Annotated in this window: 19 protein-coding genes and 1 tRNA gene; 9 read left to right on the forward strand and 11 right to left on the reverse strand. The window is 66.0% G+C overall.

Translation table 11 applies throughout. From position 1 onward, the window contains the following. Positions 1-62: 62 nt before the first annotated feature. A complete protein-coding gene (locus Mschef_RS02125) occupies positions 63-686 on the forward strand; it encodes a thymidine kinase (protein ID WP_081126186.1) in 624 nt (207 codons plus the stop codon). A gap of 144 nt (positions 687-830) precedes the next feature. Here Mschef_RS02125 and Mschef_RS02130 read toward each other — a convergent pair whose 3' ends face one another. From Mschef_RS02130 to Mschef_RS02140, 3 genes are all read right to left on the reverse strand, one after another. Then, entirely contained in the window at positions 831-1,871 is a 1,041-nt protein-coding gene (locus Mschef_RS02130) for a YheT family hydrolase (protein WP_081126187.1), read from the reverse strand. Then, positions 1,868-2,683, reverse strand: a complete 816-nt coding sequence (locus Mschef_RS02135) for a lysophospholipid acyltransferase family protein (RefSeq protein ID WP_081126188.1) — start codon at positions 2,681-2,683, stop codon at positions 1,868-1,870. The genes Mschef_RS02130 and Mschef_RS02135 overlap by 4 nt, the downstream gene beginning before the upstream one ends. 115 nt (positions 2,684-2,798) lie before the next feature. Further along, positions 2,799-3,272 carry an Lrp/AsnC family transcriptional regulator gene (locus tag Mschef_RS02140; protein ID WP_081126189.1) on the reverse strand — a complete coding sequence of 158 codons (474 nt, stop codon included), beginning with the start codon at positions 3,270-3,272 and terminating at the stop codon, positions 2,799-2,801. 146 nt (positions 3,273-3,418) lie between these two features. Between Mschef_RS02140 and phhA the strand changes: the two genes are divergently transcribed. After that, entirely contained in the window at positions 3,419-4,312 is an 894-nt protein-coding gene (gene phhA / locus Mschef_RS02145) for a phenylalanine 4-monooxygenase (RefSeq protein WP_081126190.1), read from the forward strand. 27 nt (positions 4,313-4,339) lie between these two features. Here the strand turns inward: phhA and Mschef_RS02150 are convergent, their stop codons facing one another. Together Mschef_RS02150 and Mschef_RS18010 are read right to left on the reverse strand one after the other, a co-directional pair. Then, positions 4,340-5,086 (reverse strand): transglutaminase domain-containing protein, encoded by a 747-nt coding sequence (locus Mschef_RS02150; RefSeq protein WP_136256226.1) that lies wholly within the window; start codon positions 5,084-5,086, stop codon positions 4,340-4,342. Further along, entirely contained in the window at positions 5,083-5,508 is a 426-nt protein-coding gene (locus tag Mschef_RS18010; RefSeq protein WP_242426419.1) for a hypothetical protein, read from the reverse strand. The genes Mschef_RS02150 and Mschef_RS18010 overlap by 4 nt, the downstream gene beginning before the upstream one ends. Between Mschef_RS18010 and Mschef_RS18350 the strand changes: the two genes are divergently transcribed. Then, a complete protein-coding gene (locus Mschef_RS18350) occupies positions 5,482-5,697 on the forward strand; it encodes a transposase (protein WP_425480065.1) in 216 nt (71 codons plus the stop codon). The two genes, Mschef_RS18010 and Mschef_RS18350, sit on opposite strands and share 27 nt — an antisense overlap. A 79-nt stretch (positions 5,698-5,776) precedes the next feature. On the opposite strand, the gene Mschef_RS17575 is transcribed toward Mschef_RS18350, so the two are convergent. Further along, positions 5,777-5,875 (reverse strand) — tRNA-Pro (locus Mschef_RS17575). 279 nt (positions 5,876-6,154) lie between these two features. Here Mschef_RS17575 and Mschef_RS02160 point away from each other — a divergent pair. Further along, entirely contained in the window at positions 6,155-6,916 is a 762-nt protein-coding gene (locus Mschef_RS02160; protein WP_081126193.1) for a hypothetical protein, read from the forward strand. On the opposite strand, the gene Mschef_RS02165 is transcribed toward Mschef_RS02160, so the two are convergent. Further along, positions 6,861-7,406: an HlyD family secretion protein gene (locus Mschef_RS02165; protein WP_168708819.1), complete on the reverse strand. Its 546-nt coding sequence runs from the start codon at positions 7,404-7,406 to the stop codon at positions 6,861-6,863. The genes Mschef_RS02160 and Mschef_RS02165 overlap by 56 nt on opposite strands. Before the next feature lie 221 nt (positions 7,407-7,627). On the opposite strand from Mschef_RS02165, the gene Mschef_RS02170 reads away from it, so the two are divergent. Then, complete coding sequence (locus tag Mschef_RS02170; protein ID WP_176212388.1) at positions 7,628-9,484, forward strand: phospholipase D family protein; 1,857 nt, start codon at positions 7,628-7,630, stop codon at positions 9,482-9,484. 115 nt (positions 9,485-9,599) lie between these two features. Here Mschef_RS02170 and Mschef_RS02175 read toward each other — a convergent pair whose 3' ends face one another. Together Mschef_RS02175 and rpsU are read right to left on the reverse strand one after the other, a co-directional pair. Further along, on the reverse strand, positions 9,600-10,043 hold the full coding sequence (locus tag Mschef_RS02175; protein WP_081126195.1) for a GatB/YqeY domain-containing protein: 444 nt from the start codon (positions 10,041-10,043) through the stop codon (positions 9,600-9,602). Between the two features lie 58 nt (positions 10,044-10,101). Then, positions 10,102-10,317 carry a 30S ribosomal protein S21 gene (rpsU, locus tag Mschef_RS02180; RefSeq protein ID WP_081126196.1) on the reverse strand — a complete coding sequence of 72 codons (216 nt, stop codon included), beginning with the start codon at positions 10,315-10,317 and terminating at the stop codon, positions 10,102-10,104. 51 nt (positions 10,318-10,368) lie between these two features. Between rpsU and tsaD the strand changes: the two genes are divergently transcribed. The 4 genes from tsaD to Mschef_RS02200 all read left to right on the forward strand — a co-directional run bounded on the left by tsaD (position 10,369) and on the right by Mschef_RS02200 (position 14,191). Continuing rightward, complete coding sequence (tsaD, locus tag Mschef_RS02185) at positions 10,369-11,409, forward strand: tRNA (adenosine(37)-N6)-threonylcarbamoyltransferase complex transferase subunit TsaD (RefSeq protein ID WP_242426420.1); 1,041 nt, start codon at positions 10,369-10,371, stop codon at positions 11,407-11,409. Next, entirely contained in the window at positions 11,406-11,780 is a 375-nt protein-coding gene (locus Mschef_RS02190; RefSeq protein WP_081126198.1) for a dihydroneopterin aldolase, read from the forward strand. The genes tsaD and Mschef_RS02190 overlap by 4 nt, the downstream gene beginning before the upstream one ends. A 92-nt stretch (positions 11,781-11,872) precedes the next feature. Continuing rightward, positions 11,873-12,901: a hypothetical protein gene (locus Mschef_RS02195; protein WP_081126199.1), complete on the forward strand. Its 1,029-nt coding sequence runs from the start codon at positions 11,873-11,875 to the stop codon at positions 12,899-12,901. Positions 12,902-12,952: 51 nt separating this feature from the next. Beyond that, the gene (locus Mschef_RS02200; protein ID WP_136256228.1) at positions 12,953-14,191 is read left to right on the forward strand and encodes an MFS transporter; all 1,239 of its coding nucleotides are present in this window, start codon (positions 12,953-12,955) and stop codon (positions 14,189-14,191) included. Between the two features lie 8 nt (positions 14,192-14,199). Here the strand turns inward: Mschef_RS02200 and nagA are convergent, their stop codons facing one another. After that, on the reverse strand, positions 14,200-15,363 hold the full coding sequence (gene nagA, locus Mschef_RS02205) for an N-acetylglucosamine-6-phosphate deacetylase (RefSeq protein WP_081126200.1): 1,164 nt from the start codon (positions 15,361-15,363) through the stop codon (positions 14,200-14,202). Between the two features lies 1 nt (position 15,364). Further along, entirely contained in the window at positions 15,365-16,426 is a 1,062-nt protein-coding gene (locus Mschef_RS02210) for an SIS domain-containing protein (RefSeq protein ID WP_242426421.1), read from the reverse strand. Between the last annotated feature and the right edge of the window lie 24 nt (positions 16,427-16,450).

Raw genomic sequence — 16,450 nt, forward strand, 5'->3', positions numbered from 1 at the left:
TGACAAGCGTGTCGCGAACCGCGATGCTTGCGACATTCCACTGTCCACGTCGCGTCCACCCCATGGCCAAGCTCTACTTCTATTTCTCGGCGATGAACGCCGGCAAGACCACGACCTTGCTGCAGAGTGCCTACAACTACCGCGAGCGCGGCATGCGCGCGCTGATCCTGACGCCGCAATTGGACACGCGGCGCGACGATGCCACGGTGGCCTCGCGCATCGGGCTCAGCGCCGCGGCGCTGCGTTTTCAGCGCGAGGACGATCTGGCCGCGCGCGTGCGCGGCGATATCGCCCAGGGCGGCGCGCTGCATTGTGTGCTGGTGGACGAAGCGCAGTTCCTGACGCGCGCGCAGGTCTGGCAGCTCACCGACGTGGTCGATGCATTGCATGTGCCGGTGCTGTGCTACGGCCTGCGCACCGATTTCCGCGGCGAGCTGTTCGAGGGCAGCCAGTACCTGCTGGCCTGGGCGGATGAGCTGACCGAGATCAAGACCATCTGTCACAGCGGCAAGAAAGCCACCATGGTGCTGCGCGTGGACGCGCAGGGTCGCGCCGTTCGCGAGGGCCCGCAGGTACAAATCGGCGGCAACGAGCGTTACGTGTCGGTCAGTCGTGCCGAGTACAAAAAAGTGATGCTGGGCGCCGGTCGCATCGATCCGCAACAACCCTCCTTGCCGATCAGCTGAGTCCGCGCTGCGCGGTTCAAGCCCCGCCATCCCGCGCGCGCCGCCCGCGGGAACCATCATGGAGGTCATCTAGCCGCGCCCGCATTTGGCCTGTCACCGGTGACCATGCCGTCGTGGCCATGCCCTATCGGTTGCGCGTGATGTTCAGGCGCGGCGCGCGGCGTGTGCTGGCATGCGTGCAAGTTCGGCGGCGCGCGCATGCAGACGCGCAACCAGATAATCCTCGACGAAGCTGTGCAGGCCCGCGCCAGTGAGGAATCCGCAGTGGCCACCATGCGTGGCGATGTCCAGCTCGACGCAATCCGGAAGTTGCATGGCACGAAAATCCGCGACCGGAATCACCGGGTCGTCCGCGGCGGTGAGAATGGTGGCTGGTACTTGCAGCGTCGCGAGGCGGTCGCCGGCGATCGAATAACCATCCAGATACGCGTCCAGCGTGCCGAATTCGGTGTAGCGCAGCACCAGCGCGCGCGTCAATCCGCGCATGTTCAGCGCCAACTCCTCGCGCGACACCAGCATACGTGCGGGAAACAGCGCCTGTTTGTGGCGCAGCGAGCTGCGCCACTTGCGCATGAAGTAGGCGTGATAAAGGCGGCCCTGTTCGAGTTGGCGCAGGCCCGCGGCCGGATCGACCACCGGGCACACCGCCAGTGCGTAATCGAGCTCGATGCCGCGTGCCGGCGCGGCGCGCGCCACGCGCAGCGCGAAATTGCCGCCCAGCGAAAACCCGGCGATCGCGCGCAGACCGGCGCCGGGGCGCGCGCATACCTGCGCGGCGGCGGCGACCACTTCATCCAGTCGGCATGAATGGAATGGCTCCGGGTTGAGCGCATGGCTGTCGCCGTGATCGCGAAAATTCAGCCGGTACACGTCGTAGCCGGCGCGCAGCAGACCCGCGCTGGTGGCCTGCATGTAGTTGGAATCGGCGCTGCCCTCCCAGCCGTGCAGCAGCAGCACCAGGCCAAGCCGATCGGGCAGTGCCTGCTGCACGCTGTGAAAACCCTGCAGACGCACGCCGCCATCGAGTTGCAGTACCTCGGCCTGGGTCACGCGCGCCAGCATCCGCGCTCGTCGCCACAGCATGGCGCGGCGCAGCGAGCTGGAGTTGAGCATCGACTGCAGGTGCGCATTGCGCAGCCAGCGCGGCGGCGAAAAATCGGCGGCGCGTGGCAGCGGTGGATTCATGCGCGTTCGCTCAGGCATGTGGCGATGGCGGCTCGTGCCGCGTCGGCCATGGCACGGCGCCCGTTTTCCGCAGGCGTGATCAAGGGCGCGAGAAAGTGCACCTCGGCTTGCAGCGGCGGTTCGCCCAGCAGGCGCAGAAAATTGCCCAGAAAACCCTCGCCCGAGCGAAACGTGGCGCCATCCCAGGCGCAGCCAGCGCGGCAGTAGGTGAGCGCGACGGGCTGGATCGGCACCCGCGCATCCAGCGCGCACTGGAACACGCGCGCATGGAAAGTGCGCACCGTGGTGATGCTGGTCAGTTCGTGTTCGATGCCGCCTTCGGGAAACACCGCCACGGTGCGCCCGCCGCGCAGGCGCTCGCTCATGACTGCGATCACCGCGCTCAGCGAGGCCGGGTTGCCGCGCTTGAGGAAGATCGTGCCGGCGCGCGCCGCCAGCCAGCCCACCAGCGGCCAGCGCGCGATCTCGGCCTTGGCCACGAAACAGACCGCGCGTTGCGTATCCAGCAACTGGATGTCCATCCACGACACATGATTGGCCACGAACAGCACCGGTCCGTTGACTTGCGTGCCGTGACTGACGATGCGAAAACCGAATGCGCCGCGCAGCATCCAGCGCGACCAGTTGCGCACGATGCGCTGCGCCAGTGGCTCGCCGCTGCCGCCACCCTCACCTGCAGGCAGCAGCGCCACCGCGCCGCCCAGTGGGATGGCGATCACCACCAGCGTCAGCAGGATCGGTACGCGCCAGACATAGCGCAGACCACGCAAGCGATCACGGGTGGTCGGCGCCACGGATTCGGGAGATCTCATAACGGCACTTTAACGATCGCGACTGGCGCGTGGTAGCCATCAACGTTGCCGCAGTCAGACACGGCGAGGTTTCGACAAGCACACGCAGCCTACGGTTCCGCGCTGGCTTCCCCCCTCAATCGCCGAGCAGCGGCAGCCCGCGCGGGGCTTTGACGGTGCGCAGCACGAAACTGGAATTCACATCGGCGACGCCGGCATCGTTGAGCAGGTGGTCGAGCAGAAAGCGCGAGAAATGCTCCAGATCGGCCACGCGCACCTCCAGCAGATAATCCATGTCGCCAGTCAGCGCGTGGCAGGCGATCACCTCATCGGCGCTCTGCATCACCTGCACGAAATGCTCGATGGCGGCATTGGTATGCGCGGCCAGTTGCACGCGGACGAACGCGGCCAGGCCCAGGCCCAGAGCGGGCGCATCGAGGCGCGCGCTATAGCCGGCGATCACCCCGGCAGCTTCCAGCCGCTGCACACGGCGCAGCGCCGCCGAGGGCGAAAGGTTCACGCGCTCGGCCAGTTCGGTGTTGCTCAGACGGCCTTCCTGCTGCAACAGGCGCAGCAGGGCGCGGTCGGTGCGATCCAGGTTCAACGCCATGATCGTGCGTCATGTATCCGATATACGCACGAAGTGTGCGCTGAAAGCGCTGTTATGCGCAACAAAGCAAGCCTGTTGCGCGGCCGCTGGCCTACACTCAAGCGCAGCAAGCCATCGCGCACTGTGCGCCGCCGAGGAGCACCGCCATGAACGCGCAACCGCGCCGCGTTGAAAACATCGCCACCGACCGCGGCGTGATCCCGCAGTACGCCACCGGCGTGGTCGAGCAGCCGTGGTCCGCTTACAGCGCCGCTGATCACCAGGTCTGGGCCACGCTGTTCCAGCGCCAGCGCGCGCTGCTGCCCGGTCGCGCGTGCAGCGCGTTTCTCGATGCCCAGCACGCGCTGGGCATGACGCCCGATGCCATCCCGCGCTTCGATCAACTCAACCGCCACCTGCGCGCCGCCACCGGTTGGCAGTTGATCGGCGTCGAGGGCCTGCTGCCCGAGACGGTGTTCTTCGAGCACCTGGCGCAGCGGCGCTTTCCGGTCACCTGGTGGATCCGCCGCGCCGACCAGCTCGACTACATCGCCGAGCCGGACCTGTTCCACGACCTGTTCGGCCACGTGCCGTTGCTGATGAACCCGGTGTTTGCCGACTACATGCAGGCCTACGGCCAGGGCGGCCTGCGCGCGCAGCGCGAATTCGGCGCCGAGGCGCTGCTCAATCTCACCCGGCTGTACTGGTACACCGTCGAGTTCGGCCTGATGCGCGAGCCCGATGGCTTGCGCATCTACGGCGCCGGCATCGTCAGCTCCAAGGGCGAGTCGATCTACAGCCTCGCATCGCCCGCGCCCAACCGCATCGGCTTCGATCTCGAGCGCGTGATGCGCACCCGCTACCGCATCGACAGCTACCAGAAAACCTACTTCGTCATCGACAGCTTCGAGCAGTTGTTCGCCGCCACGCAGCAGGACTTCGCGCCGATCTACCCGCGCGTCGCCGGCGCCGAATCCGTGCCCGCCGGCGGCGTGTTGCCCGGCGACCGCGTGCACCACCGCGGCACCCGCGAAGGCTGGCCCGAGGGGGCAGATGCGTGAGGCTGCCGCCACAGATTTCCGGGACGACTAGCGGATGACACCGAACGCGCCGGTGGCGAGGTTCAGCCCCATCTCGTAGCGAAACCGCTCGTGTCCCTGCAATGTTTTCTGCGCGTCCCACGGCACACCGGCATCCAGATACAGGTCCAGATCCGGCACGTAGCTGATCACGTGATCGGACCACGCGCCGGGTATCAGCCAACTCACCGGGCGCAAGCCCAGCGTGGACACCGCCACCGTCTGCACGTCGATGCCGTTCGTTTTCATCACCGCGCGAAACAGCAGGGCGATGCCTTTGCAGTCGGCCATGCCGCTGTCCAGCAGCGCGGAGACCGATTGTTCGGGGAACACAGCGCCATCGCGGAAACGGTCGTGGTCGTAGCGCACACGCGCGTGCAGCCAGCGCAGGGCCTGCGCGACAACCTCGCGTTTCGACAGCCCAGCGAACACCGGCAGCTTCGGCTCGGCATCGAGCAGGCTGTCCTCGCGCTGCCGGTGCAGTTGCGCCAAAGCGCGCCAGCTCGGCAGCGTGCTCAGCGCGATGGATGGCACTGCGGACGGCGGATACCTGGGTTCGGCGACGATCACTTGCGCTTGATGGAGTACACCATAGGCGCGCTGACCCGCCTCGTCGCGCGCGTCGAAATGGACCGGTACATCCGCAGCCGCTGGCGACACCACGATCAGGGCGCGGTCGCGAAAGGCCGGGTCCAGACGCACCGAATAAGACAGTATCGAATCGGCTGCCATCGTGATGCGCGAATCGACGGTCACGCGCAGCGTTTCGCCGGCCTTGATGTCCTGCGGGGCAAGGCAGCCCGCGGCATTTTTTGCAATGGCGCAATCGTGACCCAACGTCCATGGATGCGGCGCGCGATCGAAAACGCTTCGACTTTGACCTCGGCGCTTGAAAGCGAGGGGCAATAGCTGGCCTCGCTCAACCAGCGGCGTGCCAGCTCGAGATCAAGCGCGCTGCGCATCGTTCGCACAAAAACCTCGCGCGTGGTGTAGCTCTGGAAGCAATGCGTCCTGGCGATGGTGGAACGCGGCGGACGAGTCAAGACGCGCCCTGTTGCGAACGTCACGGGCAAGACCTTGAAGGATGCGATCCGCGAAGACGTGCACCCGTCGCCCGCATCATTACGGACGAAAACAGCGCCTACACTGGCATTGGCAGCAATTTCGCTGGCGGCCATCATACGGTTTGTCACAGCGCCCGTGAGTACGTGCGCGGGGACGTCCACAGCAACACGATCGAAGGGTTCTTCTCCATCGTGAAGCGCGGCATTAACGGCATCTACCACGCGGTCAGCATGGAACCGCCTGCACCGCTACATGGCGGAGTTCGAGTTCCGTTACAACAATCGCGAACTGGAAGACGGTGAGCGGACGAGCGCAGCAATTAAGGCGGCAGAAGGTAAGCGTCTGATGTACCAGACGCCTACCCGTGCAGTACAATAAAAGTGCTGACGGCCAGGATCGAACCGGCACGGGCGTGATCCGTTACCCACGGCGCCCACGAGCTTCCTAAGCTCGTGTGTCTACCTTTTCCACCACGTCGGCATACAGGTGGACGGCTTGTCGCCACGGCCCGGAAGCTCTAGCCAGCTTGCCGGGCCTTCTTTTTGGCCGCTGCACTCGGCGACACCGCCGTCCTAGTTGGACGGAATGCAGCGGCTCACGCTCTCCTCATTCGGGTGCCTTTTGCGACCATAGCGGCATTCTCGCTGCGCGACAAACACTTGTCAACTATCGTGGCTAACGTCACAAACATCACGGCTCCTTGACGCGACACACGGATATCCTGTATCGTCCGTCTGCGTAGAAATAGGAGACGCCGCCATGGCACGAGTCCGCAGCCCGAATTACCCGTCTTTGAGCCTACCTTCCGCTATTGACGCGGCTCGGAAGATCTACGACAAGGAGCATACGCACAAGGCCGATCCGGAGGTCATGGCAAAGGCTCTAGGCTACAGCGGCATGAACGGGGCATCCGCAACGGCGCTCTCCGCGCTCAAGAAGTATGGGCTACTGCTAGATGAAGGGAAGCAGCTCAAGATCAGTGCGGACGCGCTCACTATCTTGGTTGACCCGAAGGATTCTGTTGAACGTGCAAAGCTGATCGTGAAGGCTGCTTTTAGCCCGCAACTGTTTTCGGACCTCAATGAACAGTACGGGGAAACTGTCCCTAGTGATGAAAATATGCGGGCTTACCTGCTCAAGCGGGCGTTCTCGCCGTCCACCGTGGATGCACCTATACGTACCTATCGTGAAACAATGGAGCTGGTATCCGAGGTCAAGAAGTTATATGACCAGGCGGCACAGGAGGTGCAGGACAATCTCCTTGCGAGCGAGCAACAACGGGAATCCACGCGGAACCCAAGCGGCGGCGCGCCGTCTAAGCAGTATCAATCAAACGTCAACCCATCTATGCGTCAAGACGTATTCTCAATCGAAGAAGGGGCCGTCACCATCGAGTGGCCGGCTGCTCTGAGTGTTGAATCCCTCAAGGACGTTGAGGATTGGCTGACTATTGTGAAGCGAAAGATTAGCCGATCCGTCCAGAAGCCAGAAGCCAATGGCAAGCCAGAAGCAGAAGAATAAATCGGGCCCAGAACCGGAGCGCATCAAGCTCAACAAGCCTTGGGAAAAGGCCGTCGGGGATGCCTTGAGGAAGAAGCGTCCGGCCGAAGGCTGGCCAGATCAGCCGACACCCGATGTCCCTCCGCTTTATCAGTCGCACCGCGCTGGACGTGTCGCCCGCAAGACTCTGGCGTTCACTGGAAACAACGGCCAGCACCTGGCCCGCGGCGACTAACGCACCCTCGCGTATCGTGATGCGTTGCACCCGACCCGCCGTGGGCGCGGCCAGCGTCAGCAAACCCGTGGCGGGCGCCAGCATGCCGGTGGCATGCACGCGCCGCGTGTACGTGCCCAGGCTGGCGAACACAGCCAGTACCGCCACGATCAGCACGATGCCGCCTGCCAGCACACGCGCCGACAGCGGCGTGACCAGACGCAGCTCGCCCAGCCAGCGCTGTTGCTGCGCGTGCAGCGCTTCATCGCGAAACAATTTCCCCGCTGCTGCCGACATCGCGCCATCCCCATGGCTGTCCATGCTGCCCGGCGGTGTCCCCACACGCGCCAAGCGTGGGAAGCACGCTACGGCGGCAGAGGGCACGATCGCCCATGCTGCAAGTCATGTTCGCCGTGCGCGGTTTCGTGTTTCTTGTGTAGTCACTGGCTGACAAAAAGCGCAGAAGCCAACGCAAATACGCCTCGCACCCCACTGCCGCGTGCGCCTAAGATCAACCGATGACCCATCCACAGATATCGCTGCTGCGCGCGCTGCTGCTGCCGGCGCTTCTGGCCTTGCTGGCCGGTTGCGCGGTGTCGCGGCAGGATGTGCGCGCGGCGCGCGTGGTGATGACGCAAAGCCATGCGCTGTATGCGCCGCCGCCGTGCGCGGCGCCGGATCATTGCGCGGCACCATCGTCACTGCTCGAACTGGCGCGCGCGAACGATCGGGCCAGCACCGCGACGGCGGCGCGCAACAGCGCGATCCTGCTGGATGATCCGGACGCCGCGCTGGCCGCGCGCCTGAACCTGATCGCTGGCGCGCGCTACAGCATCGATGTGCAGACTTATCTGTGGTCGTTCGACGATGTCGGCAACCTGATGCTGGACGCGCTGCTGCGCGCGGCGCAACGCGGCGTGACGGTGCGCATCCTCGCTGACCAGCTGTTTTCGTTTTCCAACGTCGGCACATTGGCAGCACTGGCGCGCAGCAGCCCGCACCTGCACATCCGCTTGTACAACCCCACGTTTGACGAGGCGCACACGCAGCCGCTGCAGTGGGCGGCAGGCATCGTTTGCTGTTACTTCCGTTTCAACCAGCGCATGCACGACAAGTTGTTGCTGGTCGATGGTCGCGTCGGCATCGTCGGCGGGCGCAATTACGAAAACCGCTATTTCGGCTGGGATCCGAGCCTTGATTATCTCGACCGCGATGTCCTGCTCGCCGGCCCGGTGGCGCGGATCATGCGGCGCAGTTTCGATGTGTTCTGGCACAACCCGCGCGCGCTGCCGTTGCCGCGCTTGCGCGATGTGAATCAGTCGCTGCGCGTCACCAGCGCGGAGGGTCCGCCGTGGACGCCGCCGCCTTGGCAGGATGCCGCGCGCGTGGCCGCCATCGAGCGCGACGCCGCGGACCCGGCGTGGATGGCGCGGCACGTATTGGCGCACGCCATGCCGGTCGGCGCGGTGGAGTACTACTCGGACCTGCCGGCCAAGACCGGGGATCCAGGCCTGCGCAGCGCCGACAAACTGACGCAGCACCTGATGGATGTGGTCGGCGGCGCGCAACACGAGCTGCTCATGCAGACTCCATATCTGGTGCTCAGCGACCACGCCTACGACCTGCTGCGGCGCCTGCACCGCGAGCGCCTGGCGCTGCGCATGACCGTGTCCACCAATTCGCTGGCGTCCACCGATGCCTTCGCCGTGTACGCCATCTCGTACAAGCACCGCAAGCGCTACATCAAGCGGCTTGGCTTGCAGGTCTACGAGCTGATGCCGCGGCCCTCGGCGGAGATGAGCACGCAGGCCCTGGGCGCGGACATACCAGCCGCCGCCGTGGCGTCGAGCGCACCCGAGCGCGCACCCGTGCTGTCGGTATTCGATTACCCCGCGCCGCTGCTGACCCCGGGCCCGCGCATCAGCCTGCACGCCAAGTCCTATGTGATCGATGGGCGCATCGCGGTGATCGGTTCACACAATTTCGATCCGCGTTCGGATCACTACAACACCGAGAACGGCGTGATCATCGACGATGCCGCGTTCGCGCAGGCGCTGCGCGCCTCGATCTTGCGTGCGACGCACCCGGACAACGCCTGGGTGGTGGCACGGCGCGACAATCCACCGTTGCTGGGCCCGATCAGCCGCGTGCTGGGCGATATTTCCGCGGCGCTGCCGATCTTCGATTTCTGGCCGTTCCGTTACGCCACCGACTGGCAGAAGAAACCCGATTGCCCGCCGCTGCTGCCCAGCGACCCGCGCTTTCGTCAATGCTACGAACCGGTCGGCGATTTCCCCGAGGTGAATCTGTCCGGCAAGGCCATCTATACGCGCATCATCACCGCGTTCGGCGTCAGCTTCAGCGGGATCATGTGATCGCGCGGCCAAGGCGCGTGCTGTGGCGTTTGTGTGCCGGCGGTGCTTCGCCGCCGCGCGGCGGGGCAAGACACAATCTGCGCCATGCAGCCGTGGCTTGCGTCGCGCGGAAGTCTCAGCCCAGGCGCGCCTTGACCCGTGCCGACAGCGCGGTCATGTCGGCGCGACCGGCGACCTGGGGTTTGAGCGCGGCCATCACCTTGCCCATGTCGCGCGCGCCACTGGCGCCGGTTGTGGCGATGGCAGCGACAAGCAGCGCTTCAAGCTCGGATTCGCTCAGCGGCGCCGGCAGCCAGGTTTCCAGCTGGGTGATTTCGTACTGTTCCTGTGCGGCCAGATCGGCGCGCTGCGCGGCCTGGAACTGGGCCAGCGAATCGCGGCGCTGCTTGAGCATTTTTTCCAGCACCGCCAGCACCTGCGCGTCGTCGAGCACGATGCGCTCGTCGATCTCGCGCTGCTTGATCGCGGCCAAGGCCAGACGCAAAACGCCCAGACGCGGCTTGTCACCCGCGCGCAGCGCGGACTTCATGGCCTCGGTGATCTGGTTCTTGAGCGACATGGCAAATCCGCGATAGGTTGCCGATGCAGAGCCGACGCGAGCGGCGCCGGCGCGCGATTCAGAACAGGCGGACCTGGCGGGCACCGTCGCGTGACACGCGGCGTGCCTGACGCTTGACCGCGGCAGCGCGCTTGCGCTTGCGTTCCTGCGTGGGTTTTTCGTAGAACTCGCGCTTGCGGGTTTCGGCCAGCACGCCGGCTTTCTCGCACGTACGCTTGAAACGACGCAAGGCGACCTCGAAAGGCTCGTTCTCGCGCACCTTGACGTTGGGCATGTGCACTCCGGGTAAACTGCCCGTCGATACGGGCGAGCCGGAGAGTATAGCGTGGCCGCGGCGCGAGTTTCAAAGCCGGTGCTGGGGGTGGAAAGCTCCTGCGACGAGACCGGCGTGGCGATCTACGACCTGGCGCTGGGCCTGCGCGCGCACCGCCTGTACAGCCAGGCGGCGATGCACGCCGAGTACGGCGGCGTGGTGCCCGAGCTGGCCAGCCGCGATCACGTGCGCAAACTGCTGCCGCTGCTCGAAGCCACGCTGGGCGATGCCGGCCTGCGTCCGCGCGATCTGGGCGGCGTGGCCTATACCGCGGGGCCTGGCCTGGCCGGGGCGTTGCTGGTGGGCGCCGCGACCGCGCGCGCGCTGGCCTGGGCGCTGGACATCCCCGCTCTGGGCGTGCACCACATGGAAGGCCATCTGCTGGCGCCGCTGCTGGAGCCCGATCCGCCGCAACCGCCCTTCGTGGCGCTGCTGGTGTCCGGCGGCCACAGCATGCTGGTGCAGGTGGCCGCGATTGGTCGTTACGCGCTGCTCGGTGACACGCTGGACGATGCCGCCGGCGAAGCCTTCGACAAGACCGCGATGCTGCTCGGCTTGCCCTATCCAGGCGGCCCGGCGCTGGCCAACCTGGCTACGCAGGGGCGTCGCGACACGTATCGCTTCACGCGCCCGCTGCTGGATCGACCGGGGCTGGATTTCAGTTTCTCAGGGCTGAAGACGCAGGTGCTGCTGGCCTGGCAGCGCAGCGATCAGTCCGCCACCACGCGCGCCGACATCGCCGCGGGTTTCGAGGTCGCCATGGTCGAGACGCTGGTGGAGAAGTGCCGCCGTGCGCTGCGCGCCAGCGGCGGCACGCGGCTGGTGGTGGCCGGCGGCGTCGGCGCCAACCGCGCGCTGCGCGCCGCGCTGGCCACGGCAGGCGCCCGCGATGGCTTTCGCACCTGGTTTCCGCGACCGGAATTCTGCACCGACAACGGCGCCATGATCGCCCATGTCGGTGCGCTGCGCCTCGGTGCCGGTGAGCATGGCGACGCGGCCATCCGCATCTTTCCGCGTTGGTCGCTGGATGGCCTCGGTGCGCTGGCCGCATGAGTGACTTGATCTATATCGACGCGCTGGAACTTCACTGCGTGATCGGCGTGCACGCGCACGAGCGGCTGATTCCGCGCAGCGTGCTCTGCGACGTGCAATTGGCCTGCGACACGCGCGCGGCCGCGGCTAGCGATCGCCTTGAACACACCCTCGACTACGACGCCATCGCCCAGCGCCTGCGCGCGCTCGCGGCCAGCCTGCAGCCGGCGCTGCTGGAAACCTTGGCCGAACGCATGAGCGACGTGCTGCAGAGCGAATTCGGCGCTTGCTGGCTGTATCTGCGCCTGGACAAACCCGGTGCCGTACCTGGCACGCGTGGCGTCGGCATCATCATCGAGCGCGGTTTGCGATGTCCGGATCGGACCGCCTGAAGCTCATCTGCCGCGATTCCCGGGTGGCCTGAACAGTTAAGCTGCGGCACCCATCTAGTTGCTGGTTTTGTACTTCACCACGGAGTTGCACCATGTCACGTCAATCCATTGTCGCGCTGCTGGCCTTGGCGCTGATCAGTCTGGCGCGGCTGGCCGGAGCCGCCCCCGCCGACCCGGTGACGGCCGCTGGCAACACGCCGCCGGCACGCGCGTCGCTGGGGCAATTCGAGCACGACGTGCTCAGCATCGTCGCTCTGCGCAATGAAGCCGATCGCCTCGCCGGTGCTGCGGTGCTGGCGCGCGCGGTGCCGGATCTGCCGTCGGTGCTGACCTATCAGACGTTTCTGGCGCGCGCCGAAGCCGCGCCCGGAGCCGGTGCCGCGGTGCAATGGGTGGCGCTGGGCAATTGCGGCAAGGTTGGCCCGCAGCCCGAGGATTGCATCAATGTCAGGGCGCTGGCACGGCTGGAAAAACTGGCCCCGGACAATGCCGCGGTGTGGTTGCTGGCGTTTGATCGCGCGCGCCAGCGCGGTGACGACAAGGCCGCGCGCGAAGCGCTGACGCGCGCCGCCGCGGCCACGGAATTCAGCACGTACTACGGCGTGCTGCTGCACGCCGTGCTCGAAACCACGCGCGCCTTGCCGATGTCGGCAGCGCTGGTGCACGAACTCGCTGGCGCGGATGGCAACGCCTATGCGGTGACCTACATGATCGCCGCCGGCAACATCATGTACCTGCCTACGCCGTCGCTGGCCCCGGTGTTCGAGGCGTGCAAGGCACCCGGCAAGGACGCCACGCTGCGCGCGCAGTGCACGCGGATCGCGCACCTGCTGACGTGGGGCGACACGGTGATCGCGCACGCCGCAGGCCTGGCCCTGCAGGAGCGCCTGGCGGACAGCGCCGACGCGCGCGCGCATGTTGCTGCCGAGCGCCGCACGCTGGCCTGGCAGACCCAACAGTATGCCGCGCAAGTGCTGAAGGCGCGCAACGACCGCGCGCTGGCCGCGCGTCTGGTGCAACTGGTACTGCAAGGCGGCACCGAAAACTCGATCCAGCTTGCCTTGCTGCGGAGTGCCGGCATCGACACCACACCGCCGCTGGATTGGCAGGCAGGGCAATGATTCGCCGCCACAAATCCCCCTCTCGCGCGCCCCTGCGCGCTGCGTGCGGGCATGGCTGATCCGGTCGGCATGCACGTCGCGCCGGCGCTGGCGCGTGAGCGCACGCGCTACCCGGTGCTCGGCGCGATCAGCTTTTCGCACCTGCTCAATGACATGATGCAGTCACTGATGCTGGCCATCTATCCGCTGTTGAAGGGCAATCTGCACCTGAGTTTCGGGCAGATCGGCCTGATCACGCTGGCCTACCAGATCACCGCTTCGATCCTGCAGCCGCTGGTGGGACTCTACAGCGACCGCCGCCCGCACCCCTACTCGTTGTCGATCGGCATGGGCTTCACCTTCATCGGGCTGCTGCTGCTGGCGCGCGCCGACAGCTTTGTGCACGTGCTGCTGGCGGCGGCCTGCGTCGGCATGGGCTCGTCGATTTTCCATCCCGAGTCCTCGCGTGTGGCGCGCATGGCGGCGGGCGGACAGCATGGCCTGGCGCAGTCGATCTTCCAGGTCGGCGGCAATGCCGGCAGCGCGCTGGGACCACTGCTGGCCGCGGCCATCATCATCCCGCTCGGACAGGGCAGCATCGCGTGGTTCTCGCTGGCCGCGCTGCTGGCCATGGCGGTGCTGTTTTTTGTCGGGCGCTGGTCGCGGCGCCAGGCGTCCCCAGGCCGGCGCAAGCCCGAAGTCGCGCCATCCCGCGCGCATCCGCCCAAGCTGGTGCGCAAGACCATGGCCGTGCTGATGGCGCTGGTGTTCTCCAAGTTTTTCTACCTGGCTTCGATCAACACCTACCTGATTTTTTATCTGCAGCATCGTTTCCACATCGGTGTGCGCGACGGCCAGATCCACTTGTTCATTTTCCTCGCGGCGGTGGCTGCGGGCACCCTGCTGGGCGGGCCGATCGGCGATCGCATCGGACGCAAGCGCGTGATCTGGGCGTCGATCCTCGGCGTGGCTCCATTCACGCTGGCGCTGCCTTATGTCGGCCTCGAAGCCTCGGCGGTGCTCACCGCGATCATCGGCTTCACCCTGGCTTCGGCGTTTCCGGCGATGGTGGTCTACGCGCAGGAGCTGATGCCTGGCCGCGTTGGCGCGGTGTCGGGATTGTTTTTCGGTCTGGCGTTCGGTCTGGGCGGCATCGGCGCCGCAGTGCTGGGGCAACTGGCCGACGGCATCGGCATCGTCGGCGTGTACCAGGTCTGCGCGTTCCTGCCGCTGATCGGCCTGCTGGCGTATTTCCTGCCGGATTTGCGTAGCCTGCATCAGGCCACGGCTGTGGCGCGGACCGCAGCCTGACACGCCACTCAGTTGGCGCGCGCTGCTGCCGTGACGTGTTGTTCGCGGATGCCGCCACACCAGACCGAGCGTACCTCGAGCGCGCCGTCCAGCGCGACCAGATCGGCGCGATATCCGGCGGCGATCTGACCGTGGCTTTTATCGAGGCCCAGCACGGCGGCGGGATAGGTCGATGCCATGCGCAAGGCTTCGGCCAACGGCACATCGAGCAGGTGCACCGTGTTGCGCACCGCGCTGGCCATATCCAGGCATGAACCCGCGAGCACGCCGTCGACGGTGGTGCAGCGTCCATCGCGGCAGGTGATGACGCGCCCGCCCAGCCTGAAGTCATTTCTTTTTCCACCCACGGGCGGCATGGCGTCGGTGACCAGAACGACCTTGCCGCGGGGTTTTGCGGCCAGCGCGATGCGTAGCGCGGCAGGATGCACGTGCTGGCCATCGACGATGATGCCGCACCAGCTCGACCGGTCCTCCAGTGCGGCGCCCACGACACCGGGCGCGCGTCCCTGCAGTGGCGACATGGCGTTGAACAGATGGGTAAAGCCGCTCATGCCTGCGTCCAGCGCGGCACGCGTGACTTCATAGCTGGCATCGGTGTGGCCAGCGGCGACGATGATGCCGTGCTGGCAAAGCTGTGCGATCCGGGCGTGATCGACCTGTTCCGGAGCCAGCGTGAGCAGCGTGCGGCCATGCCCCGGCGCGGCCATCAGATCGATGTCCGCTTTATCAATGTCGCGGAAAGTGCGCGGGTCATGCACACCCTTGCGCGCGGCGGCGATGAATGGCCCCTCGATATGGATGCCAAGTAGGCTGGCGACAGACGTAGCCATGGCCGTGCGCACCGCATCGATCGCGGCGCGCAAGACATCGCGGTCGGAGCTGATCAGCGTCGGCAGCATGCCGGTGGTGCCGAAGCGGCGATGCGCGCTGGCGATACGGCGCAAGGCTTCGACATTGGGCGCATCGTTGAACAGCACGTCGCCGCCGCCGTTGACCTGCAGATCAATGAAGCCTGGTGCGAGCACCAGGCCATCCAGGTCAATCAGCTCGCAGTCGTGCAGGGATTGCTCGGCGCGCGTTACATCGACGATGGCATCGCCTTGCAGGCGCACGCTCAGACCTGTTTCGAGACCGCGCGGGGTGAGCACGCGCGCATTGATCAGCGCCTGCATGTCAGAGCGTCTCCGTGACTTTTTTCAAATGCGGCGGCAGGTCAGGGTTATGGCCGCGACGGAGCGCCAGGGCATTGGCGGCGCGATAGAAACTGACGATCTCCGCAACCGGCGTGCAGGCTGGATGTGGCGCCGTGGGCACCGCAAGATGGTCGCGTCCGCTGCCTGCAGGTGAAGCGACCCAGACCTGCGCGCCGCGCGCGCGAAACTCCGCGACCAATTCCAGCGTGCTGGCCAGGCTCTCATCCTGCTGCGTGAAAGCCAGCACCGGAAAACCGGGCCCAACCAGAGCCATGGGACCGTGGCGAACTTCTGCGGTACTGAATGCCTCGGCGTGGATGCCGCAGGTCTCCTTGAGCTTGAGTGCTGCCTCGAGTGCGACGCCAAAGCCTAGGCCACGCCCGAGCACGAACAAGTTGCGCGATTCCGTCAGTCCTGCGCTCAATGCCGACCAGTCGGCGCGCCATGCAGCGTGCAGCAATTCCGGGAGCGCGCTGACCGCATGCGCCAGCCCCGCGTCGTGTTTCCAGCGTGCGACCAGATCCAGGATGGCCGCCAACGCGCAGACATAGCTCTTGGTCGCAGCCACGCTGGCTTCGGTTCCCGCGTGCAGCGGAATGACGACTTCGGCGACTGCCGCGAGCGGCGAGCCTTCGGCATTGACCATCGCCACCACGAATGCGCCAGCGGCGCGCGCGGCGCTGGCGCTGCGTATCAGATCGGGGCTGCGTCCTGATTGCGAGATGGCAAGATAGAGCGCGCCGGCAAGGTGTGGCGTGCTGGCGTAGAGACTGGCAATCGACGGCGACGCCGAGGCGGTGACCACGCCCAGTTGCATCTCGATGGCATATTTGGCGAACGTCGCGGCGTGATCGGAACTGCCACGCGCGCAGGTCACCACGAATGCGGGCGGAACCGCGCGCAGCCGTGCAGCCAGCTGATCCACTACCGTGGCGTTGCGATCCAGCATGCGCGCGATGGCATCGGAAGCCTCGGCCGCTTCCATGAACATATGGGTTGGCGGCGACGCTGCAGATTTGATGTTGTCGAGTTGTGGGTTCATGTTGGATCCTTGGCGGCAACGTGC

Source organism: Metallibacterium scheffleri, from assembly GCF_002077135.1.
Lineage (GTDB): Bacteria > Pseudomonadota > Gammaproteobacteria > Xanthomonadales > Rhodanobacteraceae > Metallibacterium > Metallibacterium scheffleri.

Coding starts and splice junctions, on each gene's coding strand:
- Mschef_RS02135 (WP_081126188.1), bottom strand. CDS start 2,683: ATGAGATCTCCCGAATCCGTGGCGCCGACCACCCGTGATCGCTTGCGT.
- Mschef_RS02200 (WP_136256228.1), top strand. CDS start 12,953: ATGGCTGATCCGGTCGGCATGCACGTCGCGCCGGCGCTGGCGCGTGAG.
- Mschef_RS02125 (WP_081126186.1), top strand. CDS start 63: ATGGCCAAGCTCTACTTCTATTTCTCGGCGATGAACGCCGGCAAGACC.
- Mschef_RS02165 (WP_168708819.1), bottom strand. CDS start 7,406: ATGTCGGCAGCAGCGGGGAAATTGTTTCGCGATGAAGCGCTGCACGCG.
- Mschef_RS02195 (WP_081126199.1), top strand. CDS start 11,873: ATGTCACGTCAATCCATTGTCGCGCTGCTGGCCTTGGCGCTGATCAGT.
- Mschef_RS02190 (WP_081126198.1), top strand. CDS start 11,406: ATGAGTGACTTGATCTATATCGACGCGCTGGAACTTCACTGCGTGATC.
- Mschef_RS02175 (WP_081126195.1), bottom strand. CDS start 10,043: ATGTCGCTCAAGAACCAGATCACCGAGGCCATGAAGTCCGCGCTGCGC.
- Mschef_RS02210 (WP_242426421.1), bottom strand. CDS start 16,426: ATGAACCCACAACTCGACAACATCAAATCTGCAGCGTCGCCGCCAACC.
- Mschef_RS02130 (WP_081126187.1), bottom strand. CDS start 1,871: ATGAATCCACCGCTGCCACGCGCCGCCGATTTTTCGCCGCCGCGCTGG.
- phhA (WP_081126190.1), top strand. CDS start 3,419: ATGAACGCGCAACCGCGCCGCGTTGAAAACATCGCCACCGACCGCGGC.
- Mschef_RS02170 (WP_176212388.1), top strand. CDS start 7,628: ATGACCCATCCACAGATATCGCTGCTGCGCGCGCTGCTGCTGCCGGCG.
- Mschef_RS18010 (WP_242426419.1), bottom strand. CDS start 5,508: ATGGCCGCCAGCGAAATTGCTGCCAATGCCAGTGTAGGCGCTGTTTTC.
- Mschef_RS02160 (WP_081126193.1), top strand. CDS start 6,155: ATGGCACGAGTCCGCAGCCCGAATTACCCGTCTTTGAGCCTACCTTCC.
- Mschef_RS02140 (WP_081126189.1), bottom strand. CDS start 3,272: ATGGCGTTGAACCTGGATCGCACCGACCGCGCCCTGCTGCGCCTGTTG.
- nagA (WP_081126200.1), bottom strand. CDS start 15,363: ATGCAGGCGCTGATCAATGCGCGCGTGCTCACCCCGCGCGGTCTCGAA.
- rpsU (WP_081126196.1), bottom strand. CDS start 10,317: ATGCCCAACGTCAAGGTGCGCGAGAACGAGCCTTTCGAGGTCGCCTTG.